The 22,229-nt window shown below is 47.0% G+C and carries 21 protein-coding genes and 1 riboswitch; of the genes, 11 read left to right on the top strand and 10 right to left on the bottom strand.

Translation table 11 applies throughout. The features are described from left to right. The coding region (locus RH86_RS18195; RefSeq protein ID WP_009387889.1) for a transketolase at window positions 1–871 on the bottom strand (871 nt) is incomplete at its 3' end. Between the two features lie 321 nt (window positions 872–1,192). Between RH86_RS18195 and metK the strand changes: the two genes are divergently transcribed. The 8 genes from metK to ruvX all read left to right on the top strand — a co-directional run bounded on the left by metK (window position 1,193) and on the right by ruvX (window position 7,798). Beyond that, window positions 1,193–2,347 (top strand): methionine adenosyltransferase, encoded by a 1,155-nt coding sequence (metK, locus tag RH86_RS18190; protein ID WP_005593492.1) that lies wholly within the window; start codon window positions 1,193–1,195, stop codon window positions 2,345–2,347. A gap of 350 nt (window positions 2,348–2,697) precedes the next feature. Next, on the top strand, window positions 2,698–3,495 hold the full coding sequence (locus tag RH86_RS18185) for a DUF2189 domain-containing protein (RefSeq protein WP_009387888.1): 798 nt from the start codon (window positions 2,698–2,700) through the stop codon (window positions 3,493–3,495). A 72-nt stretch (window positions 3,496–3,567) separates the two neighbouring features. Then, window positions 3,568–4,065: a SprT family zinc-dependent metalloprotease gene (locus RH86_RS18180; RefSeq protein ID WP_009387887.1), complete on the top strand. Its 498-nt coding sequence runs from the start codon at window positions 3,568–3,570 to the stop codon at window positions 4,063–4,065. Window positions 4,066–4,162: 97 nt separating this feature from the next. Beyond that, complete coding sequence (locus RH86_RS18175; protein ID WP_009387886.1) at window positions 4,163–4,885, top strand: endonuclease; 723 nt, start codon at window positions 4,163–4,165, stop codon at window positions 4,883–4,885. Window positions 4,886–4,978: 93 nt separating this feature from the next. Continuing rightward, complete coding sequence (gene rsmE, locus RH86_RS18170) at window positions 4,979–5,710, top strand: 16S rRNA (uracil(1498)-N(3))-methyltransferase (protein WP_005593496.1); 732 nt, start codon at window positions 4,979–4,981, stop codon at window positions 5,708–5,710. A 12-nt stretch (window positions 5,711–5,722) separates the two neighbouring features. Then, window positions 5,723–6,670: a glutathione synthase gene (gshB, locus tag RH86_RS18165; protein WP_009387885.1), complete on the top strand. Its 948-nt coding sequence runs from the start codon at window positions 5,723–5,725 to the stop codon at window positions 6,668–6,670. 84 nt (window positions 6,671–6,754) lie between these two features. Continuing rightward, a complete protein-coding gene (locus RH86_RS18160; protein WP_009387884.1) occupies window positions 6,755–7,318 on the top strand; it encodes a YqgE/AlgH family protein in 564 nt (187 codons plus the stop codon). Window positions 7,319–7,369: 51 nt separating this feature from the next. After that, a complete protein-coding gene (ruvX, locus tag RH86_RS18155; protein WP_005593499.1) occupies window positions 7,370–7,798 on the top strand; it encodes a Holliday junction resolvase RuvX in 429 nt (142 codons plus the stop codon). Between the two features lie 130 nt (window positions 7,799–7,928). Here the strand turns inward: ruvX and pmbA are convergent, their stop codons facing one another. After that, a complete protein-coding gene (pmbA, locus tag RH86_RS18150; RefSeq protein WP_005593500.1) occupies window positions 7,929–9,272 on the bottom strand; it encodes a metalloprotease PmbA in 1,344 nt (447 codons plus the stop codon). Window positions 9,273–9,382: 110 nt separating this feature from the next. On the opposite strand from pmbA, the gene yjgA reads away from it, so the two are divergent. Further along, window positions 9,383–9,910 carry a ribosome biogenesis factor YjgA gene (gene yjgA / locus RH86_RS18145; RefSeq protein WP_005593501.1) on the top strand — a complete coding sequence of 176 codons (528 nt, stop codon included), beginning with the start codon at window positions 9,383–9,385 and terminating at the stop codon, window positions 9,908–9,910. Between the two features lie 58 nt (window positions 9,911–9,968). Here yjgA and thiQ read toward each other — a convergent pair whose 3' ends face one another. The 5 genes from thiQ to mpl form a co-directional block, all read right to left on the bottom strand. Continuing rightward, on the bottom strand, window positions 9,969–10,673 hold the full coding sequence (thiQ, locus tag RH86_RS18140) for a thiamine ABC transporter ATP-binding protein (RefSeq protein WP_009387883.1): 705 nt from the start codon (window positions 10,671–10,673) through the stop codon (window positions 9,969–9,971). A gap of 7 nt (window positions 10,674–10,680) precedes the next feature. Further along, entirely contained in the window at window positions 10,681–12,309 is a 1,629-nt protein-coding gene (gene thiP / locus RH86_RS18135; RefSeq protein WP_083823382.1) for a thiamine/thiamine pyrophosphate ABC transporter permease ThiP, read from the bottom strand. 9 nt (window positions 12,310–12,318) lie between these two features. Further along, on the bottom strand, window positions 12,319–13,326 hold the full coding sequence (gene thiB / locus RH86_RS18130; RefSeq protein ID WP_009387881.1) for a thiamine ABC transporter substrate binding subunit: 1,008 nt from the start codon (window positions 13,324–13,326) through the stop codon (window positions 12,319–12,321). Window positions 13,327–13,388: 62 nt separating this feature from the next. Then, a riboswitch (TPP riboswitch) is annotated at window positions 13,389–13,500 on the bottom strand. Window positions 13,501–13,542: 42 nt separating this feature from the next. After that, window positions 13,543–14,169, bottom strand: coding sequence for a flavin prenyltransferase UbiX (locus RH86_RS18125; RefSeq protein WP_009387880.1), 627 nt, complete (start codon window positions 14,167–14,169; stop codon window positions 13,543–13,545). A gap of 5 nt (window positions 14,170–14,174) precedes the next feature. Continuing rightward, entirely contained in the window at window positions 14,175–15,527 is a 1,353-nt protein-coding gene (mpl, locus tag RH86_RS18120; RefSeq protein WP_009387879.1) for a UDP-N-acetylmuramate:L-alanyl-gamma-D-glutamyl-meso-diaminopimelate ligase, read from the bottom strand. A gap of 321 nt (window positions 15,528–15,848) precedes the next feature. Between mpl and fbp the strand changes: the two genes are divergently transcribed. Then, window positions 15,849–16,859 (top strand): class 1 fructose-bisphosphatase, encoded by a 1,011-nt coding sequence (gene fbp / locus RH86_RS18115; RefSeq protein ID WP_005593509.1) that lies wholly within the window; start codon window positions 15,849–15,851, stop codon window positions 16,857–16,859. 138 nt (window positions 16,860–16,997) lie between these two features. Then, the gene (gene ppa, locus RH86_RS18110) at window positions 16,998–17,525 is read left to right on the top strand and encodes an inorganic diphosphatase (RefSeq protein WP_009387878.1); all 528 of its coding nucleotides are present in this window, start codon (window positions 16,998–17,000) and stop codon (window positions 17,523–17,525) included. 58 nt (window positions 17,526–17,583) lie between these two features. Here the strand turns inward: ppa and RH86_RS18105 are convergent, their stop codons facing one another. The 3 genes from RH86_RS18105 to RH86_RS18095 are packed head-to-tail and all read right to left on the bottom strand — an operon-like array spanning window position 17,584 to window position 22,172. Next, on the bottom strand, window positions 17,584–17,946 hold the full coding sequence (locus RH86_RS18105; RefSeq protein ID WP_009387877.1) for a DUF2799 domain-containing protein: 363 nt from the start codon (window positions 17,944–17,946) through the stop codon (window positions 17,584–17,586). Window positions 17,947–18,006: 60 nt separating this feature from the next. Further along, window positions 18,007–18,354: a gamma-glutamylcyclotransferase gene (locus RH86_RS18100; RefSeq protein WP_005593512.1), complete on the bottom strand. Its 348-nt coding sequence runs from the start codon at window positions 18,352–18,354 to the stop codon at window positions 18,007–18,009. Window positions 18,355–18,401: 47 nt separating this feature from the next. Continuing rightward, a complete protein-coding gene (locus RH86_RS18095) occupies window positions 18,402–22,172 on the bottom strand; it encodes a translocation/assembly module TamB domain-containing protein (RefSeq protein ID WP_009387876.1) in 3,771 nt (1,256 codons plus the stop codon). Between the last annotated feature and the right edge of the window lie 57 nt (window positions 22,173–22,229).

Raw genomic sequence — 22,229 nt, 5'->3', positions numbered from 1 at the left:
AGTAGACATCTGCTGGAATTTCAAATGCTGGATGTTCCCAACCAAGGAATTCACGCGCTGCTGCGATTTCTTCCGCACCTAGTGGTGCACCGTGGCAGTCATGCGAGCCTGATTTATTTGGCGAACCAAAACCGATGATGGTTTTAGTACAGATTAGCGTTGGACGTGGGTCTGCTTTTGCCGCTTCAATCGCTGCATTGATGGCGTCAGCATCGTGACCATCAACCGCAGGGATAACATGCCAGCCGTAGGCTTCAAAACGCTTAGGCGTATCGTCAGAGAACCAACCTTCTACGTGACCATCGATAGAGATGCCGTTGTCATCCCAAAACGCGATTAGCTTACCAAGACCTAATGTGCCCGCAAGAGAACAAGCTTCATGCGAGATACCTTCCATCAAACAACCATCACCCATGAAAACATAAGTGTGGTGGTCAACGATGTCGTGGCCTTCTTTATTGAACTGTGCTGCCAATGACTTTTCAGCCATCGCCATACCAACTGCGTTGGTAATGCCTTGACCTAGAGGACCGGTTGTTGTTTCGATACCCGGCGCGTAACCATATTCTGGGTGACCAGGCGTTTTTGAATGCAATTGACGGAAGTTTTTCAGATCGTCAATTGATAACTCGTAACCACTTAGGTGTAGCAAAGAGTAAATCAGCATAGAACCGTGGCCGTTTGATAGAATAAAACGGTCGCGGTCAGCCCACTCAGGGTTCGCTGGGTTGTGGTTTAGGTGAGAGCGCCAAAGTACTTCAGCGATATCTGCCATACCCATTGGTGCGCCAGGGTGGCCCGAGTTAGCTTGTTGAACGCCATCCATGCTAAGTGCGCGGATTGCATTTGCTAGGTGTTTACGAGAAGACATGTCTGCTCCTAAGTGCAAGTAAGCGAGTTGATATAGGGATATATTGTGGGCGGTATTCTCTCAAAGCGCCTATAGCACTGCAAACGTTTTCCCGACAAAAAAGCCACAAATATTCGGATTTTCACCGCGCTTTTACTAAAGTTCTTTCATTCGTCGATTTAAAAAGCAAACGTTTGGTTTTTAGATAGTTGAAAAAAGAGCTTGTAATTCGAACATTCAAATTTAAAATAGACGTCTAGATGTAGAAACACCTACATAGCTGAAGACTATTTTTGATACAGATATCGATTGTCTGTATCGACGAACAAACATGGAGTTCACATGGCTAAGCACCTATTTACCTCTGAGTCAGTTTCAGAAGGCCATCCAGATAAAATTGCAGACCAAATTTCTGATGCAGTTCTTGATGCGATCTTAGAACAAGACCCGAAAGCACGTGTTGCGTGTGAAACCTACGTAAAAACCGGCATGGTGATGGTAGGCGGCGAAGTGACAACTTCAGCATGGGTTGATATCGAAGAGATCACTCGTGAAACTGTCCGTGAAATTGGCTACGTACACTCAGATATGGGCTTTGATGCGAACTCTTGTGCTGTTCTCAACACCATCGGTAAGCAATCGCCAGACATCAACCAAGGTGTTGATAAAGCGGATCCGAAAGAGCAAGGTGCGGGTGACCAAGGCATCATGTTTGGTTATGCAACCAACGAAACTGATATTCTAATGCCAGCGCCAATCACTTACTCTCACCTACTTGTGAAAAAACAAGCAGAAGTGCGTAAGAGCGGCAAGCTAGATTTCCTTCGCCCTGATGCGAAATCTCAAGTTACTTTCCAATACGATCAAGGCAAAATTGTTGGTATTGATGCTGTGGTACTTTCAACCCAACACTGTGATTCTGTAACGACACCCGATCTACGTGAAGCGGTAATGGAAGAGATCATCAAGCCAGTATTGCCAGCAGAATGGCTAAATAAAGAAACCAAATTCTTTATTAACCCAACCGGTCGTTTTGTTATCGGTGGCCCAATGGGTGACTGTGGTCTAACGGGTCGTAAGATCATCGTTGATACCTACGGCGGCGCAGCTCGTCACGGTGGCGGTGCATTCTCAGGTAAAGATCCATCAAAAGTTGACCGTTCAGCAGCTTACGCAGCACGTTACGTTGCGAAAAACATTGTCGCTGCTGGCATGGCTGACCGTTGTGAAATCCAATTGTCTTACGCTATCGGTGTTGCGGATCCAACGTCAATCATGGTGGAAACGTTCGGTACAGAAAAAGTATCACACGACATCATCATCGAAGCCGTTCGCCAACACTTCGACCTACGCCCATACGGCTTGCAAGAGATGTTGAACCTACTTCAACCTATCTACAAACAAACCGCGGCTTACGGCCACTTCGGTCGTGAAGAATTCCCATGGGAAGCGACTGATAAAGCGGCAATCCTACGCGATTTCGCTGGCATTAAGTAATCGCTTAGTGGTACCACGCTTTAAGCCCTCGCCTTTGCGAGGGCTTTTTGTTTTAGCCCGCTCCCCCGCCCTATTCTCCATTCTCCATTCTCCAACCATCTAAAAGTGAAATAGGCCAACCAATGAGCAAATAATTTGTAAATTCGCTCATTGTTGCCAATAGTTAAAATAATGTTAAATGTGCATTGTGCGCATATAACGCTGAGATTAATCTTCAGACCTTTATGAGGAAGAACATTGATGCTCAGACAATGATGTCAGCTAGAGCGAGTTTGATGTCCCGCCAGTCAGTCTGCCATTACATCACCACTGAAACAGTGGTTACTGTGGGATACCATCAAGGAGGAGTTATGCCTCGTACTGTGAATCCATCGGACTTTAAGCGAGAACAAAAGGAAGTCCCCAACCATGAATACGCTCGAACCATACCTTGCAATCAAGTCAGCATCAGCGCGCCTTTTCACTGGCTCGCGCTAGGACTGCATGACTTAGTAAAAATGCCAATCATTAGTGCCTTCTATGGCTTGTGCTTTATGGCTGCCGCCATCGGTATTGTGTTACTGGTGCAATGGCAAGGCACCCATTTAGTCGTGATGCCGAGTTTAGTGGTCTACATGCTTATCGGGCCATTTCTAGCGCTGGGATTATATGATGCCAGTTGGGCGAGAGAGCGTGGCCGCAATGCCAGCCTATTTCATTCGGTCAAAGCGATCAGCCGCAACTCTAGCTCTCAATGGGCATTTGCCGTATTGCTTGCTGTGTGCATGATCTTTTGGATGCGTATCGCCGCCTTGCTACATGCGCTTTACCCTTCTGTGCAGGGTGCACCGCTAACCGATTTTTTACCATTTTTGGTCATCGGTTCCATCGTCGGGTTTGTGCTCGCCTGTGCCGTATTTTGTCTTTCTGCATTTTCCATCCCACTAATGATGGAACGCCGAGTCGACATGATGACAGCGGTTTTTACCAGCTTTAATGCCGTGAAAAGCAACATCCCCGCGATGATTGTGTGGGCAGCTATCATTTGTGGTGGGATCTTAATTGGCTTTGCCACCTATGGCATCGGCATGCTGTTTACTATGCCAATCTTGGGGTACGGAACTTGGCACGCTTATCATGAGGTGATTAAGAAGAAACATCACCCTTAACAGATTGAGCGCTTCACTATATGATGCAGTCAGCTCAGCCTTTGCGCTGAGCTGCTTTTTTATGGAGAGAGCGTGGATAAAGAACTCAACTATCAAGCTATACGTAAGGTAGCCGATTGTCTAAAACTTGCCGAGCAGGCCTTTAAACGCCCGTTTGCTCAGCCAGCACTCAACTATCAGCTGCGTGGAAAAGCAGCAGGAAAAGCCTACCAGCAGCTTAATCAAATCCGCCTCAATCCAGTCCTATTCATCGAAAACCAAAAAGCCTTTTTGGATGAAGTCATTCCTCATGAAGTCGCGCACTTGATCACTTATCAAGTCTATGGCCGAGTGCGCCCCCATGGCGCGCAATGGAAAGGAGTTATGGAGGCCGTATTTGGCGTTCCCGCTCATACAACTCATCGCTTTGCTACTCAGTCAGTAGAAGGGAAAACCTTTCAATATCGTTGTGGGTGCCGCGATTACCCGTTAACCATTCGCCGTCATAACAAGGTTCTGCGCGGGCAAATGAGTTACCGCTGCCAACAATGCAAACAGCAGCTTAGCTTTACAGGCAAACAACTCAGCTAAACGACCACCGACAAACTTCAATTTACAAAATTATCACCTATATAGCAGTAAGTTGAGTGATATCATGCAAAAAGACATTCCTTTATAAGACTTTTTCATGCGTACACTCTCCTGTTTATTGCTGGCGTTTGCCGCGAGCAATGTTGTAGCAGCTCCCCCTAGTTCCTTTTCGGCCGCCAAACGCGAAGCGGTTAGTATCTATAAAGATCTCGAGCGCGACCTTGATTACGCCACCAGCTTTTACTGTGGCTGTGATATCAAATGGCAAGGAAGAAAAGGCGTTCCCGATTTAGAAGGCTGTGGCTACCAAATCCGTAAGCAAACACAAAAAGTACGCGCAACGCGTATTGAGTGGGAACACGTCGTGCCTGCGTGGCAGTTCGGCCATCAAATGCAATGTTGGCAAAAAGGCGGCCGCAAAGAGTGTTCAAAGAAAAAATACCCTCAATTTCGTCAAATGGAAGCAGATCTACATAACCTCACACCTGCAATTGGCGAGGTCAATGGCGACCGCTCCAACTTTAACTTTAGCCAATGGAATGGTGTCGATGGGGTCACCTATGGCAGCTGCGAAATGCAGGTGAATTTCAAACAACGCAAAGTCATGCCACCCGCTCGTGCACGTGGTTCAATTGCGCGAACCTATCTCTATATGAGCCAAGAGTACGGCTTTGATCTTTCCAAACAGCAACGCAATTTAATGCAAGCTTGGAATAAACAATATCCAGCCGAAAAATGGGAATGTGAACGCGATAAGCATATCGCTAAGGTTCAGGGTAACCACAACCCATTTGTTGTTGAAGCTTGCCGTAAGCTCTAGGCAATAAGTTAAGCGGAAAATACCCTTGTTTTTTTCGCTTAACGCATCCATGTTACTCTTTATAAATCTCTTTTGGCTGGAACTTAATACACCATGCGAATCCCACGAATTTATCACCCAGAAATCATTCAGCAGCTTGGCGTCGTTGAACTTAGTGAAGATGCCGCAGGCCATATCGGCCGTGCTCTACGCATGAAAGAAGGCCAACAAGTGCTATTGTTTGATGGCAGCGGCGCAGAATTTCCGGCCACCATCAGTGAAGTGACCAAGAAAACCGTGCACGTTGACGTGACTGAGCGTATCGAACGCAGCAGTGAATCACCACTGGATTTGCACCTTGGCCAAGTTATGTCACGTGGTGACAAAATGGAATTTACCATCCAAAAATCGGTCGAGCTGGGCGTAAATACTATTACACCACTCATTTCTGAACGTTGTGGTGTCAAACTTGACCAAAAGCGTTTTGAAAAGAAAATGGAACAATGGCAAAAAATTGCGATTAGTGCCTGCGAGCAATGTGGCCGTAACACCGTGCCAGAAATTCGCCCAATCATGAAATTGGAAGATTGGTGTGCCGAAGAGTACGACGGTTTAAAACTGAATCTGCATCCTCGCGCGAAATACTCAATCAATACCCTGCCGACGCCTGTAGAAAAAGTGCGATTATTGATTGGCCCAGAGGGCGGTTTGTCGAGCGATGAAATCGATATGACCGAGCAATACCAATTTGAAGAGACGCTTCTCGGCCCACGTGTATTACGTACCGAAACCGCGGCGTTAACAGCAATTACAGCCCTACAAGTTCGTTTTGGCGATCTTGGCTAACCGGAGAAAAGCATGATTAAACTTGGCATCGTGATGGACCCAATTTCGTCCATCAATATCAAAAAAGACTCTAGCTTTGCCATGATGCTAGAAGCACAACGTCGCGGCTACGAAATCCATTACATGGAAATGCAAGATCTGCATTTGGATCAAGGCGTGGCAATTGCCGACACGAAGATCGTTGAGCTAAAAGAAGATCCAAACGGTTGGTACGAGTTCAAATCTGAGCAAAGCATTAAGCTGGCAGATCTTGATGCGGTACTGATGCGTAAAGATCCCCCTTTTGATACCGAATACATCTACGCGACCTATATTCTAGAGCGCGCTGAAGTGGAAGGCGCACTGATCGTCAACAAGCCACAGAGCCTACGTGACTGTAACGAAAAACTGTTTACCGCTTGGTTCCCAGAGCTGACTCCAACCACTATCGTGACGCGTAAAGCGGAAAAAATTAAAGCTTTCCGTGCAGAGCATGGTGATGTGATCCTAAAACCACTTGATGGTATGGGCGGCGCATCAATTTTCCGCGTAAAAGAAAACGATCCAAACGTTTCAGTGATTATTGAAACATTGACCAATCACGGCCAAAACTACGCCATGGCGCAAACTTTTGTGCCTGATATCAGCAATGGCGACAAACGAATCCTTGTGGTTGATGGCGAGCCAATGCCTTACTGCCTAGCTCGTATTCCAGCTAAGGGTGAGACGCGTGGTAATCTTGCCGCAGGTGGGACTGGCGTGGCTCAACCACTGAGCGAAACAGATATGCAGATCGCACTGGCAGTTGCGCCTACACTTAAAGAAAAAGGCCTGATCTTTGTTGGCCTCGATGTGATTGGCGACAAGCTAACGGAAATCAACGTAACAAGCCCAACTTGTATTCGTGAAATTGAAGCAGCCTTCGATATCTCTATCACAGGCAAGCTGATGGATGCGATTGAGCGCCGTCTAAAAAAATAATCCCGAATAGAGGGCGCTCGCGCCCTCTGACTGCTTAGAGTATCGCCTAAGCAGAGGTTTGGGTAACCATAAGGCTGGATACTGATGAATTTAACTAACCACTTTTTAGTTGCCATGCCGGGCATGAAAGATCCCTACTTCAAGCGCAGTGTGATCTATGTGTGTGAGCACAATCAAGATGGCGCAATGGGCTTAATGATCAATGCACCAATTGAAGTCACGGTTGGGAAAATGCTGGAACAGGTTAAGGTTGAATCGGTTCATCCACAGCTAAAAAGCGATAAGCTTGAAATGCCAGTACTTAACGGTGGCCCAGTTTCTGAAGATCGCGGTTTTATCTTACATCAACCTAAAGATCATTATGAATCAAGCATTCAAATGACCGACAAAATTTCCGTCACTACCTCAAAAGATATCCTCAGCGTACTCGGCACCGAAGCGGAACCAAACCACTACTTAGTGGCATTAGGCTATTCCGGCTGGGAAGCGGGGCAACTCGAAGTTGAGTTAGCCGAAAATTCATGGCTCACCATTGAAGCAGATCCATCAGTGATCTTTGAAACCCCACTGACAGAACGCTGGCAGACCGCAGTACAAATGTTGGGTATTGATGTCGCGCAACTCTCTAGCGATGTTGGTCACGCATAGCTTACGTGTTGATTCAACCACATAAGCCCCACAACCAAAGAATCAAAAACTATGTCAAATAGAACTATTATGGCCTTTGACTATGGTACCAAAAGTATTGGTAGCGCCATTGGTCAGGAAATTACCGGAACCGCTTCACCACTCAAAGCATTTAAAGCCAACGATGGTATTCCTAACTGGGATGATATTGAAAAGCAGATCAAAGAGTGGCAACCAAACTTAATCGTGGTAGGCCTACCGACTGACTTGCACGGCAAGGATCTTGAAACCATCACACCACGTGCGAAAAAATTCGGCCAGCGACTACAAGGCCGATTTGGGGTAGCAGTAGAGATGCATGATGAGCGTCTTTCTACCCGCGAAGCCCGCGCCGATCTGTTTGCGATGGGCGGCTATAAAGCGCTATCAAAAGGCAATGTCGACTGCCAATCAGCGGTGGTGATCTTAGAGAGTTGGTTTGAAGCCCAGTGGGGTGAATAGTCTCCTATTCGTTAAAAGCGACTCTGTGTTAAAAACTATTTTGCGCTAAAAACACAAATCCCGAGCCAATGCTCGGGATTTTTTATGCTTCTAGCGTTACAAACTGCAGTCGTGTTGCAAACCGCGGTCGTTATTCGCCAGCGACTTTCATCGACTCAAGTAGAATCGAACCAGTTTGAATTTGCGAGCGTGTTTCAACATCGCTGCCAACGGCTACGATCTGTTGGAACATGTCTTTCAGGTTACCCGCAATGGTCACTTCTGATACAGGGTATTGGATTTCACCATTTTCCACCCAGAAGCCAGCCGCACCACGCGAGTAATCGCCAGTAACGGTATTAACCCCTTGCCCCATCACTTCCGTCACCAAGAAGCCGGTCCCGAGCTCTTTAAGCATCTGCTGGTAATCTTGCCCTGTTGATTGCACGAACCAGTTATGAATACCACCCGCATGACCGGTTGGATCCATCTTCATTTTACGTGCCGCGTAGCTGGTCAATAAGTAGGTTGCCAACACACCATCAGTAATGATCTCACAATCTTTAGTAAAGACGCCTTCGCTATCAAATGGACTTGAGGCCAAACCACGCAGAATATGCGGACGCTCAGAAACGTTAAACCAGCTCGGTAGGATCTGCTTACCTAAATGATCGAGTAAGAACGACGATTTACGGTAGAGGTTGCCGCCACTGATCGCCATCACCAGATGACCAAGTAGGCCTGTCGCCACATCCGCGGCAAACATCACTGGGTATTTACCCGTAGCTAGACGCTTAGCATCCAAACGGCTCACGGTTTTTTCTGCCGCCAATTGGCCGACTTGTTCCGGTGTCCACAGTTCATCTTTGTGACGCGCCATGGTGTAGCTGTAATCGCGCTCCATTTCGCCGTTGGCACCTTGACCAATCACACAACAACTGGTGCTGTGACGGCTGCTGGCATAGCTAGCAAGCAGACCATGGCTGTTACCATAGACTTTCACCCCATAGTGGCTGTCGTAGCTAGCACCGTCACTTTGTTTGATCTTGCTGCTGTATTCCAACGCACGCTTTTCTGCGGCAATGGCGACTTGAGCGGCGTAATCGGGATCCGGCGTATCTGGGTGGAACAGATCCAAATCAGGGATCTCTTGCACCATAAATTCTTTGGGTGCTGGGCCTGCAAATGGGTCTTCCGAGGTGTATTGGGCAATGTCCAACGCCGCCATGACGGTCTGCTGAATCGCCTTCTCACTCAAATCTGACGTAGAGGCGCTACCTTTGCGTTGACCACGGTAAACCGTAATACCTAAAGCACCATCACTGTTAAATTCGACGTTTTCGACCTCACACATGCGAGTCGATACACTTAATCCAGTCGATTTAGAAATTGCGACTTCTGCGGCATCAGCCTTAACGGCAGCCATCTCTAACGCTTTAGCGACGGCGGCTTCAAGCTCAACACGCTGCTGAGCGACTTGCTCTCTTACGTCCATATTTTTTCTACATTTTCATGAGTATTGCTTCTAGGATAACAAGAATTTCGCTTTCTCCCCAAGATTCTTGTTAAAATAGAAGAAGAGATAGTCAATTAAAGGCAAAAGAGATGGCTCGTAAGAATCAAAAAGCGCCATGGGAACCGGAAGAAGAGATCATCTGGGTTAGTAAATCCGAGATGAAACGCGATATGGAGATTTTACAAAAACTTGGCGTAGAGCTGGTCGAACTGAGTTCGTCTACTCTAAAGAAAATGCCGCTAAGTGAAGATCTTTTAGATGCAGTGAAAGATGCACAACGCTTCAAAAACGAAGCGCGTCGTCGCCAGCTGCAACGCATCGGTAAACTGATGCAATATGAAGATGCGGATCAAATTCAGGCTGCACTGGATAAAATCCGTAACAAGCACGCACAAAACACCATGATGCTGCAAAAGCTTGAGTTGCTACGTGATCGTATCGCAGCGGAAGGTGATAGCGCGATTGAAGCGGTTATGACAATGTACCCTGAAGCAGATCGTCAGCGTTTACGTCAACTTGCTCGTCAAGCGGCTAAAGAAAAACAAGCGAACAAGCCACCAAGGGCTTACCGCGAAATTTTCCAAGTGCTAAGAGCGCTACAAGAAGCTCAAGAGTAATTGAGATTCGCCCAACAAAAAAGGTTGCCTTGATCGGCAACCTTTTTTATTTCCATGCTCAATGACTGGCTTTAACAAACGCCGCCAACTCACTATTACTATGTTGCGCAGACAAGTGCTCAATCGCACCAGATTCCGCCACTCGTCCATCAGCGACAAAAGCAAACTGACTGGCGATCGTGCGGGCATCGTTGATATGGTGCGTAACCATCACCACCGTCAAATTGCGCTCTTGAGCTAAGCGCTTCACCAACATCAGCATCTCTTCTCTTAAGAGCGGATCTAACGCAGAAAATGGCTCATCGAGCAGCCAAATTTGGTGTGGCTGAACAAAACAACGCGCTAAAGCCACACGCTGACGCTGGCCGCCCGATAACTGCTCAGGGAGGCGGCCTAAATACTCTACGATCCCCACTTGTTGCGCGGCTTCCACCACTTGTTGTTTTTGCTCTGCCGTGAGCTTTAATCCTGGATGAAGTCCTAAACCAATATTCTCCTCAACCGTCAAATGGGCAAAGAGATTATGCTCTTGAAACAACATCGCCACTGGACGTTGATGCGGCGCCTGACCCAATAGCGATTGTCCTGCGGCCAGAATATCGCCAGACTCAGGCTCAATAAACCCCGCTAACAGAGCTAATAAGGTTGATTTTCCAGCGCCACTCGGCCCCATCAGAGCCAAAATATCACCTTCGGCCACCTCAAGAGAAAAATCAAATGGGTCGTGGTGATAGGTATAGCGGGCGTGTTTAATACTTAACATAAATCCCCTATGACTTCGTAACATGCTTAGCGGCGTGACGAATGGAATGATGCGTCGTCTGATTTGCTTTAAAGAGCTTCTCTATCATGCTAAAGCAACCGACACTGAGCAGTAATAAGGTCAAAGAGACCACTGCGGCAGCCTCCATTTGATAGCTTCCAAGCAATTGGAACAGGTAGAGTGGCAAGGTACGGAACTCACTTCCGCCAAATAATGCCACTGCACTTAAATCGCCCATCGCCAGCATAAAACTCAAGGCAAACGCGTGCGCCATTGGTTTTTTCAAGCCTCGCCATTCAACCACTTTAAATCTCTGCCAACCACGTAAACCTAAACTCGCCGCTAAGTATTGATAATGCTGTTCGATTTGTAACATCGGTTGCGACAAGGTTTTGATCACATATGGCAATCCCATCAAGGCATTGACCGCTACAACAATAAAATACGCTAGGCTGAAAACATCCGTCACATTACGCAGTAATAAGAACAATCCGGTGGAGATCACCAATCCCGGCGTCACCAAAATAATCGTTCCTACCAGCTCAATCTGATCCGCACGACGATTTTTCGACATTAAACGCCAACGTCGACTGGTGGTTAAAATCGCGATGCCCGCCGCCAAAGCAAACACACTGGCGACGATTGCGACTAGCAAAGAGGAAAGCAGTGCTTGCCAAAAACGCGTATCACGCAACACATCGATAATCTGTGTATTTAGCCCGCTCAGCACCACCATCAATAGTGGTGGGACGACCAATAGAGAGGCAAACACAATCCAGCCAGCATCCCACACGCGCGCCAAACGGCCATCATTAACCAAGTAACGCAGCTGTGTCGTTGAACCGTTAGAGACCGCGAGAGGCTTAGCGAGGCGCTGAATAGAAAGCGCCAGCAAGCCGCATAACACCATTTGCCAAATCGCCAATAAAGCGCCAGCTTGCAGATCAAAATCAAACTTAATCGCTTGATAGATCGCCAGCTCAATCGTGGTCGATTTTGGCCCGCCCCCTAACGCCATCACCGTAGCAAAACTGGTAAAGCAAAGCATAAAGACCAAGCCCGATACGTGGGGTAATTGCTGTCTTAAACGCGGCCACTCAACCCACTTAAATTTCTGCCACTGGCTCATTCCCAAGTGGGCACACAGTTTATGTTGCTCTTGAGGAATGGTATCTAATGCTTGCAGCAACAAGCGGGCAGCGTAAGGGAGATTGAAAAACACATGCGCAAGTAAAATACCGTTCAAACCATAAATGGAAAACGGTAATGTGTGCTCAAACAGCGCTAAAACATCGGCTATGAGCCCTGAATTTCCGTAAATCGCCAATAAGCCAAATACCCCCACCAGCACAGGTAAGACTAAGGTGGAGCTAAATAGCTTGAGCAGCAGGCCCTTACCTTTAAAATCACGCTTTGACAGTGCATGGGCGACCGGAAGCGCAAGACCGACACTGAGCAAAGTGGAAAGAAATGATTGATAGAAACTAAATTGCGTAACGTGGCGATAATAAGGATCTTGCCAAACCTGCAATAGATTGAGCGACGGTGCGGCATAAAAGAGCGCCGCCAAAGCTGAAAAGACAAAGGCCGCGATAAACATCGCGACCCACAGTCCTAATTTAGGAAGACGATTCAAGTAAAAACCTTAACGCGTTAAAGCGCTTTGCCATTCACGAATCCATGTCTTACGTTGCGTGGCAATTTCATCAGCACTAAAACTTAGCGCTTTGCTCGGCACTGTCAGGACAGAGAAACCTTCCGGCTGCGCTACATCTGTGACAGGATACATCCAGTTACCCGTCGGCATAGCTGATTGGAATTGATCACTCAAAATAAACTGCATGAACTGATCCGCTAACGCTGGGTTCTTACTGCCCTTCACTTTTGCGGCAACTTCAACTTGCGTGTAGTGACCCTCACTAAAATCCGCTGCTGCGTATTTAAGATCGTTTTCGGCAATAATGTGGTAAGCCGGTGATGTGGTGTACGAAAGCACCATATCCGCTTCGCCTTCTAGGAACATCGAATAAGCTTCAGACCAACCTTTCGTCACGGTAACGGTTTTGCCTGCCAGTTTTTGCCATGCTGCCGCGACATCATCACCGTAAACTGATTTCATCCAAAGCATCAAACCTTGTCCCGGAGTCGAGGTTCGCGGATCTTGATAGATGATTTTTAGATCGTCACGCTGCTCAACCAATTCTTTCAAGCTTGTCGGTGGGTTAGCGAGCTTTTCTTTGTTGTAAACAAAGGCAAAGTAACCATAGTCATAAGGGACAAAGGTGGTGTCTTGCCAACCGCCGGGAATCGTTACGCTGCTGGTATCAACCTGATGCTCACTCAGTAAACCGGTCTTCTTCGCTTCTGCCATTAGGTTGTTGTCCAACCCTAAGACAATATCTGCTTTGCTATTGCCGTTTTCTAAACGTAAGCGGTTCAAAATCGACACGCCATCATCCAACGCGACAAAATTAACATCACAACCACCGCACTGGGCTTCAAAGGCTTTTTCCACTGTTGGGCCTGGGCCCCAATCTGCGGCAAATGAATCGTAGGTATAAACGGTTAGGGTATTGTCCGCCGCGAAGGCAGAAAAAGACGCGCAAGCAATCGCTAGCGTACTAAAGGTGGTGGTTAACGTGGTGGTTTTCACTGTTCGCTCTCTCCGAGTTGAGCGGCACAGGTTTGAGGTCGGCGTTTAATTAGCGCAGTAACTAAATGACCAGACTCAATTCCTACGCCAGCATTATCTGGTTCAGGTACACGGGTCCCAGTCATTGACCGATCTCAGCCAGCGCATCACAGCATGGCTCCCCGTTGAGTATTGATGGGATTGTAATCATTCTACCAATGTATGGCTAGCGAGATATTATCCTCTGCGATCATAACCCCAGCGCGGAACTAACCCCTGCTCAACACCGATATGATCCAGAATTCTCGCCACCATGAAATCAATCAAATCTTCAATGGTTTGTGGTTGGTGATAAAACCCGGGCGCGGCAGGCATAATGGTAACCCCCATTGTCGATAGCTTATGCATATTCTCTAAATGCAAGGTAGAAAAAGGCGTTTCACGTACCACCAGCACTAGCTGGCCACGCTCTTTCATCACTACATCAGCCGCACGCTCAATCAAATTATCCGACATGCCGTGAGCGATTGCCGCCACACTGCCTGCAGAACATGGGCACACCACCATCTGTTTTGGCGCAGCCGATCCTGACGCCACTGGCGAGAACCAATCGTCTTTACCGCACACCACCAATTTATCTGCATCACAATTGAGATGCGCAACTAATGCTTGCTGTGCGGCCTCTGGGCCACTTGGCAATTTCAAACCATGTTCAGTTGCCAACACCACTCGCGCGGCAGAAGAGATCAATAGATAAACCTGATAATCTGCCGCCAATAAACACTCGAGTAGACGCAACCCATAAGGTGCGCCCGATGCGCCAGTAAAGGCTAAAGTAATCGCTTTACTACTCTTGTTTGTCATGCTGTTTAACCTGCCAGTTTCTCTAGCAGCTTGCCATGAATACCTTCAAAGCCGCCGTTACTCATCACTAGAATATGGTCGCCAGGTGCAGCTTTTGCCACGATCGCATCGACCAATTGATCAATATCAGCACTGGTATAAGCCGGTTGAGAACATTGCTGAGCAACCTCTTCCACCGACCATTCAATGCTCTCTGGCTGATAAAGGAAAACCTCATCGGCATGATGCAATGATGCCGCGAGAGTATCTTTATGTACGCCACGTTTCATCGTCGCAGAACGCGGTTCTAGTACCGCAATGATCTTATCGCCGCCCACCTTGTTACGCAGGCCCCCCATCGTCAGTTCAATCGCCGTTGGGTGATGAGCAAAGTCATCATAAACCGTCACGCCATTCACTTGCCCTTTCAGTTCAAGGCGACGCTTTGTATTGATAAATTTCGCTAGCGATTCACAAGCAAGATCGGCAGTCACACCAACATGGCGAGCAGCTGCGATCGCCATTAAGGCATTATCGACGTTATGATCGCCAACCAGATCCCATTTCACTGTGCCTTTGATTTCACCATCAAGCAGCACATGGAATTGTGAACCGTCTTTAACAATCTTTTCAGCACGCCAATCCCCTTGTTCACCGGTGTATTCGGTTTCACTCCAACACCCGCGGTCTAGCACATCGGCCAGCGCTTGATCGGCTTTCGGCGCTAAAATACGCCCGTTGCTCGGCACGGTACGAACAAGATGATGGAATTGACGCTTAATCGCCTCAAGATCATCAAAGATGTCAGCATGATCAAACTCGAGGTTGTTCATCACTAATGTTCGTGGATGGTAGTGAACAAACTTTGAACGCTTATCGAAAAAAGCGCTGTCATATTCGTCCGCTTCGACGACAAAAAACATGCTTTCACCTAAGCGAGCAGAAATACCAAAGTTACCCAACACGCCGCCGACCAAAAAGCCCGGCTGATAGCCACAATCTTCAAGGATCCAAGACAACATACTTGAGGTGGTGGTTTTACCATGCGTGCCAGAGACCGCTAATACCCAGCGATCATGCAATAAAAACTCTTGTAACCACTGTGGTCCAGAGGTGTAGCGTAGGTTGTTATTAAGTACATACTCAACACAAGGATTGCCGCGACTCATCGCATTACCAATCACCACAAGATCTGGGGCAGGATTCAATTGAGCAGGATCGAAACCCTCTATTATTTCAATACCTTGAGATTCAAGCATGGTACTCATTGGTGGATAAACATTGGCATCACTGCCCGTCACTTTATGGCCTAACTGGCGCGCTAGTGTTGCCGCGCCACCCATAAAGGTGCCACAGATCCCCAAGATATGAATGTGCATAAACGAAACCTTGTCCTACGCTAAAAATACCGCTTCATTATGGCGATAAAGCCACTAAAAGCGAACCGTTTTGATCACTCTATTGCCAATTGAATCGACCTATTTCGCCCTATTCGCGCGCTTTTCTATGCTCTTTATCAGTCCAAAACACAATGTAAATAAATTGGGATCTCAAGCAGTTAGTTTATTACCCATAAAAAGATCTACGTCTTACACTTATCTAGGGAGTTTTTAATCACTGAGCAAATCCTCCTATTGCACTGGATCATTAGAAATCCATCACTCAAGCCCAATATCTTTAGCTGACTAAAAGGAAATAACATGTCTGGAATGCGCACGCTTGGCGAGTTCATCGTTGAGAAACAAGCAGACTTCCCTCACGCTGGTGGCGATCTTTCATCGCTGCTCTCTTCGATTCGATTGGCAGCCAAAATCGTTAACCGTGAAATCAATAAAGCGGGTCTGGTGGATATCACTGGCGCGGTCGGCACTGAAAACGTACAAGGCGAAGCTCAGCAAAAACTGGATGTTTACGCTAACGATAAATTTAAAGCCGCCCTAGAAGCACGCGATCAGGTGTGTGGAGTGGCCAGTGAAGAGGAAGATCAAGCGGTCGCCTTCAGTAAAGAGCTCAACAAAAATGCCAAATATGTGGTGTTAATGGACCCTCTTGATGGATCGTCAAATATTGATGTTAACGTATCAGTCGGTACCATTTTCTCCATCTATCGCCGAGTGTCGCCGATTGGCACGCCACCGACTGAAGAAGATTTCCTCCAACCGGGCAACAAGCAAGTCGCGGCAGGTTATGTGATCTACGGTTCCTCTACCATGTTGGTGTACACCACAGGCAATGGCGTCAATGGCTTCACCTACGACCCATCACTTGGCACCTTCTGTCTTTCACATGAAAACATGATGATCCCAGAGGATGGTCAGATCTACTCGATCAACGAAGGCAATTATTTCCGCTTCCCACAAGGCGTTAAAAAATACATCAAATATTGCCAAGAAAACGATCCACAAACCCATCGCCCATACACTTCGCGCTACATTGGTTCACTGGTGGCTGATTTTCACCGTAACCTACTTAAAGGCGGGATCTATCTTTACCCAAGCACACAAAGTCATCCGCAAGGTAAATTACGCCTACTGTATGAATGCAATCCAATGGCCTTCATCATTGAGCAAGCGGGAGGCTTAGCCTCGGATGGCGCACAGCGCATTATGGATCTCAAACCCACTGAGCTACATCAACGCGTGCCCTTTTTCGTTGGTTCAACCAACATGGTTAAACAAGTTGAGTTGCTGCTGGAATTGCATCCCGACTAAAGATAAAGCGCCGCGAGGCGCTTTTTTAGCCTCAAAACAATAACAGTTTGTTTACATCAAACTCGCTTTGCCTTTATTGTAGTGGCTGTATTTTTACCCAATCACTCTTCATTTGAATTAGAAATAAGGATATCTCTCATGAGCTTGAATGATGTACCTGCTGGTAAGTCTCTACCCGATGACCTGTATGTCGTCATCGAAATCCCTGCCAATGCAGACCCAATCAAATATGAAGTCGATAAAGATTCTGGTGCGGTTTTCGTTGACCGCTTTATGTCAGCGCCGATGTTCTACCCATGCAATTACGGTTACGTAAATGACACTTTATCACTTGATGGTGACCCGGTTGATGTACTGGTTCCAACCCCTTACCCACTAATGCCGGGATCGGTCATTCGTTGTCGACCAGTGGGGGTGTTAAAGATGACCGATGAGTCTGGCGAAGATGCGAAGGTGTTTGCCGTGCCACACAGCAAGTTGTCTAAAGAATATGACCATATCCAAGATGTTGGTGATATCCCAGAGCTGCTCAAAGCGCAGATCACCCAGTTCTTTGAACGCTATAAAGAACTGGAAGCAGGAAAGTGGGTAAAAGTCGATGGCTGGGCAGATGTCGCAGCAGCACGACAAGAGATTCTAGAATCTTATCAGCGCGCTCAAAAGTAGCCTTTAGCAAACAACAAAGCCAGCATTGCTGGCTTTTTAATCAATACCTTATCAATTACTACCAAGATTCACGTCGGGCGTTTTCGTAATCACTACGAAAGAATGGATCGACATCATCACAAATACCTAAATATGGTTTGTCTAGGCGAGCGAGCATATAAGCGCTTTGTGAGCAGTACTTCTCTTTACCTGCTGCGTATCCCGCTTGATAGGCATTATACAACTCATCGGTAAAGGCCCCTGACTGATCCAATTCAGCCAGCTTTTGTTCACTTTGAGAAAGATGGCCTTTGATTGCTTGTTGACGGCCATAATCTTGCCACGCTTCTGTCGTATTCGGTATGGTAATAGGCTGCGCTGCGCACCCCATCAACACCAATGATATTAAGATGCTAGGCATCAACATTATCTTTTGCTTCATACTGTCCCCTCACACTGATTTGACGGCGTTAGATGCGTCGTCATTATCATGATTTGGTCATTATACCCGTTGACACCAATCACCCGATGCAATCATGACATCCAATTGTGATGCATCTTGATAAAGATAAATCCAAGCCTCACCAAAGGGGGTTGGAATTAACTCACGGCGATATTCAACCGGTACATCTTCTAGCTTATCCAATTCGGCTAGCATCGCGTCATTAACTAAATAGACTTCACCAAAAATCACTTGATGTCCTTCTACTACGGCTGGATAAGCGCCAAGATCATATAACGCGTATTCGGGCAATGTTTCGTGATGGCCTAAAAACTGACCTTGACCAACAAAATGGTGGTTAGTCTCGTTCTCACGCAATGTGCCGTAAACAAAAACCAAATGTTGCACTGGCAACCTCCCTTCTATTGCATGCGATCATTTCAGAACATCAATGATTAATTGAATTCAAACTGGTAGAGCAGATCCACCGCACTGTCTAAGCCGGAAACTACTTCTAAGTAGAGATCCTTCATTAAACGATAGCGCACTGTAAACTCACCGACAGAATCAAAAATACCGACGCCATATTTCACTTGTAAGCCTGGTAATACATAGCCACTCACCGTCACTTGCGAATCATCACCGGAGCCAGCGGTATCCAATTGCAGGTCTTGCACACCAAACGCTTGGCCAAGCTCGCCAACCACTTTACCGCTTTTGGCCAAGCTGAGTCCGATCAAGGTGGTGGTCATCGCATTGCCGCCCGATTCACCATCAATATCTTGACCTCTTAATAGATAAGATAGCGCATTTGCCTGTGGCATGGCGGGATCAGAAAAAATCGTTAACTGCGGTTCATCAGCTGGCCCCACCACTTTGACCCCTGCGGTGACGTCATCTTGAGTATTATCCGGATTACGTATTGCGGTAATTTGCACATATGGTTGATCAACCGGTCCATTCATCAAGATCTTGCCTTCTTTGATCAACAAGTCTTGACCGAAGGATTGGTAAGAACCGTCAACGATATTGACTTCTCCCGTAACGAATGGCCCTTTATTTTTCTGCACCACTTTAAGATTACCAACCAAGCCGCCTTCTAAGCCAAAGGCGGACAATTTAAAGTCATCGCCGATCTTAATCTTAATATTGGTTTCCACTTCAAATGGCACCGTTGAATCACTCTTCAGCGGTTTTCCTTTACTATCCACCAGCACCAAGTCTTTTGATATGCCGACCGCACTTGGCGGCAGTTCATCGATCACAATACGGCCCCAAGGCAGTGCAATATTGCCATCAATCCGCGCCAAATTAGGTTGCGCAGAGATGGTCATATCGGGAATCACCTTAATACGCACCATTGGTGGCAGATTCACTTGCAGTTCATCAGCAAAAACCCGCACGTGCGAGCGCCAATCTTGGAGATCTTGCCAGTCACCATCACCGGTAACATTCAACTTGCCATCGGGAGTTTGAATCGCCGCGTTTAACTTGGCGTTGTAGCCGTTAAACTCAATCGCTAATCGACCAGAATCAATATCAATCGGAGAAATATCACCATGCAACAACATGTCATCCACGACAAATTGTCCGTTCACTTGTGGATGAAGCAATGGACCTGAAAAGCGTAAATCCGTTTGAATGTTTGATTTTAGTTGGCTGTATTCACCGACCAAGACATTGAGGAAGTCCAAATTAAACGTGCTCAACGCCAATTGACCATCCATCTGTTTATCTTGTGCCGTCACATCTGGAATCGTCACTTGGCCGCTCACATCGCCATTGTCGGTAACATCAAATAACCAATCCGCTTTCAATTGATTATTGGCAACGTCAGCATTGATTTTTACACTGTCCCAACCAAACACCAACGGCTTATCAAGCATTTGCTTCACTTGCCCTGTTGGCATCGTGATCGAAGCCTTTAACTGTGGCGCTTGTTGCGGAGCCCATTTAGCCCAAACTTGGCCTTCCACCGAACCGCTAAGCTCGGTTTTCTCGGGCATAAACATCGACAGTTGTTTGAAATCGAAGTGCTTAACGGAAAATTGCGCTTCACCACTTTCGCCCACTTGAATATCTTTATCCAGACAAACCGAGCTGTCATTTTGTTGCCAACAGTGCGCACCAACCGCCGCCATTTGACTGGCAAAATCAAAGGTAACCGCCGTGGCTTGATTGAGGTTCCAATCACCTTGCTGGGTACGAATCATCATCCGACCAAGTTGACCTTGCCAGACAAGATGAGGTTTATCGGTCACGTTGCCACTGATCGCCAAGCGGGTTGAAAGCAGCTCTGAATTCACCTCAAGACTCAATTCATGGGCATCTTGATTACCGCCAATATTGAGCTCAACATCATCAATCAGATTGCCTTGATAATTGATTTGCGCCACTTTGAGGTTCACTTTGCCATGCGGTAACGGTAATGGCACAACATCACCTTGTAAACGCACGCTTTTCACTTGTGCTTCACCGCGCCAGTCGATGTTATTCACAGCAAGGTTAACGCCAACTTCAGGTTCACTCAGCTTGCCCCGCAAACTCAAGTCACCCAAAGCGCTGCCTTGCAGTTCCGGAATTGACTTCGCCAGCTCAGGTAGATTAAGCCGAACATCCATATTCCATTGCTGCTCAAGCTTACCTTTTGCTTCAATTTGGTTTGGCCCATGAGACAGCACCAACTGAGGTGTTTCAAGATGAATATCACCCACCCCTTTTTTGTCTGATGCCTTGAGCGAGCCGACCACATTCAGCGGGTATTGACGTAATACCCCATCAATGTCGAGCATTGGCAGATTCACTTGCCAACCACCTTGTTGGGTTAACGAGCCATCGGTTTTTAATGCCCCACTAAGATTACCTTCCGCCTCTGGCCATTGCAGGCCGGGCTGAATATTAGCCAGAGTCAGATCCGCTGCCCAATTGATTGGGGCTTGCCAGTTAGCCATCGCCGAGCCCTTAATCTCACCACCGAGGGTTTTGATATCGAGGGCCGACAAATGAATTTCAGACAAATCCCCTTTCCCTGTAAGCGTTAAATCCACCTCAGGAATTGCCTGACCTTTGGCATTACCATCAAGATCCAATTGATAACCCGCTAAGGATCCTTGAGCGTTAAATTGATTGATTAGCGCTTGGTAGTCAGCTTTTCCCGTTAATGGCCACTGTGCTTTGCCCTTTTTAAGCGCGATCTGGAATGGAAAATTTGGATCCAGTGGTTCCAATTCTGCGCTCAGATCGGCTTGAATCAACTGACGTAACTTTGCCTCCAACTTGAGTTTTTCAACACTGCCCGTTGCTTTTAAGGTGAGTTTTTGCCCATTGACTGGTGCCATTTTCACTAAGGCATCAAGGCTAAGATCGAGCGGATAACCATGGTTTAGAGTAACTTCCCCCGTTAAGCCCGCTTTAAGTTGTGGCATATCGACATCAAGCTGGCTCACTTTCACGCTGGATTGGCTTGCTAAGGCTTTTAAAGCAAGCTGATGGATAATCACCGGCTCCGCTTGATCAAGTTTAAAGTTGCTAATATCAAGTTGTGTCACATCAACCGATAATGGCAGCACCACATCAGGTAATTCAATCGGCTGAGAATCACTGTTTTTTGCCGTCGCGTTATCTGATTGGTTAGTAGCGCTCTGCTCTGGCGTCGCAGGGGCTAATTTGACCACACCACCATCAAAACGAGTTTTGTTAATGCTGAGACGATTACCTTGGAAGATAAGCCCTGTGGCAAATGTCTCCCAACTGACCTGATTGCCCAGTACATCAAGCGCGACATCTTGTAAGAAAATACGACCGACACGAATAGGTAAAGGCGAGGTAATTGTTGAGCTGGCGGCAGAGTCAGGCTCAGAACTTGGCTCAGATTCAGGCAGTTGTGGCATGCTAAATTGCACACCTTGCGCACTTAGCTGATCAATACAGACGCTCGGTTCGGTAAAACAAGCGGGTTTTATCGCTAAGGTTAATGATTTTATCTGAGCATCAACATGCAATTGATCATCTTTAAACGCGACGTCATTGAGCGTGAAACGTGGAAATATCGATCCCTGATGAGATCCGATGGTGAGCTGCGGAACGAAACGATCCGCTCCCCACACCACCAAGCTTAAACCTGGTTTAGAAAACAATACCACCACCAGTGCTAGCAGCAGAGCCAGCACTAATCCCAACACAATCAAAGAAAGCCATTTTGACCACTTTAATACCACTTTGGTCATAACTCAGGCCCTAAAGTAAAGTGCACTTGGAATTCATCTCCCGGTTTGGCATCTAAA

The sequence above is a fragment of the Vibrio sp. N418 genome (assembly GCF_000222565.1).
Taxonomy (GTDB): Bacteria; Pseudomonadota; Gammaproteobacteria; order Enterobacterales; family Vibrionaceae; genus Vibrio; species Vibrio scophthalmi.
The sequence above is the reverse complement of the archived record's forward strand: the minus strand, read 5'-3'. Positions and strand labels throughout refer to the sequence as shown.

Coding starts and splice junctions, on each gene's coding strand:
- RH86_RS18160 (WP_009387884.1), top strand. CDS start 6,755: ATGAATTTAACTAACCACTTTTTAGTTGCCATGCCGGGCATGAAAGAT.
- RH86_RS18105 (WP_009387877.1), bottom strand. CDS start 17,946: ATGAAGCAAAAGATAATGTTGATGCCTAGCATCTTAATATCATTGGTG.
- RH86_RS18095 (WP_009387876.1), bottom strand. CDS start 22,172: ATGACCAAAGTGGTATTAAAGTGGTCAAAATGGCTTTCTTTGATTGTG.
- thiQ (WP_009387883.1), bottom strand. CDS start 10,673: ATGTTAAGTATTAAACACGCCCGCTATACCTATCACCACGACCCATTT.
- fbp (WP_005593509.1), top strand. CDS start 15,849: ATGTCTGGAATGCGCACGCTTGGCGAGTTCATCGTTGAGAAACAAGCA.
- RH86_RS18185 (WP_009387888.1), top strand. CDS start 2,698: ATGCCTCGTACTGTGAATCCATCGGACTTTAAGCGAGAACAAAAGGAA.
- yjgA (WP_005593501.1), top strand. CDS start 9,383: ATGGCTCGTAAGAATCAAAAAGCGCCATGGGAACCGGAAGAAGAGATC.
- ppa (WP_009387878.1), top strand. CDS start 16,998: ATGAGCTTGAATGATGTACCTGCTGGTAAGTCTCTACCCGATGACCTG.
- RH86_RS18175 (WP_009387886.1), top strand. CDS start 4,163: ATGCGTACACTCTCCTGTTTATTGCTGGCGTTTGCCGCGAGCAATGTT.
- RH86_RS18125 (WP_009387880.1), bottom strand. CDS start 14,169: ATGACAAACAAGAGTAGTAAAGCGATTACTTTAGCCTTTACTGGCGCA.
- rsmE (WP_005593496.1), top strand. CDS start 4,979: ATGCGAATCCCACGAATTTATCACCCAGAAATCATTCAGCAGCTTGGC.
- ruvX (WP_005593499.1), top strand. CDS start 7,370: ATGTCAAATAGAACTATTATGGCCTTTGACTATGGTACCAAAAGTATT.
- mpl (WP_009387879.1), bottom strand. CDS start 15,527: ATGCACATTCATATCTTGGGGATCTGTGGCACCTTTATGGGTGGCGCG.
- metK (WP_005593492.1), top strand. CDS start 1,193: ATGGCTAAGCACCTATTTACCTCTGAGTCAGTTTCAGAAGGCCATCCA.
- gshB (WP_009387885.1), top strand. CDS start 5,723: ATGATTAAACTTGGCATCGTGATGGACCCAATTTCGTCCATCAATATC.
- pmbA (WP_005593500.1), bottom strand. CDS start 9,272: ATGGACGTAAGAGAGCAAGTCGCTCAGCAGCGTGTTGAGCTTGAAGCC.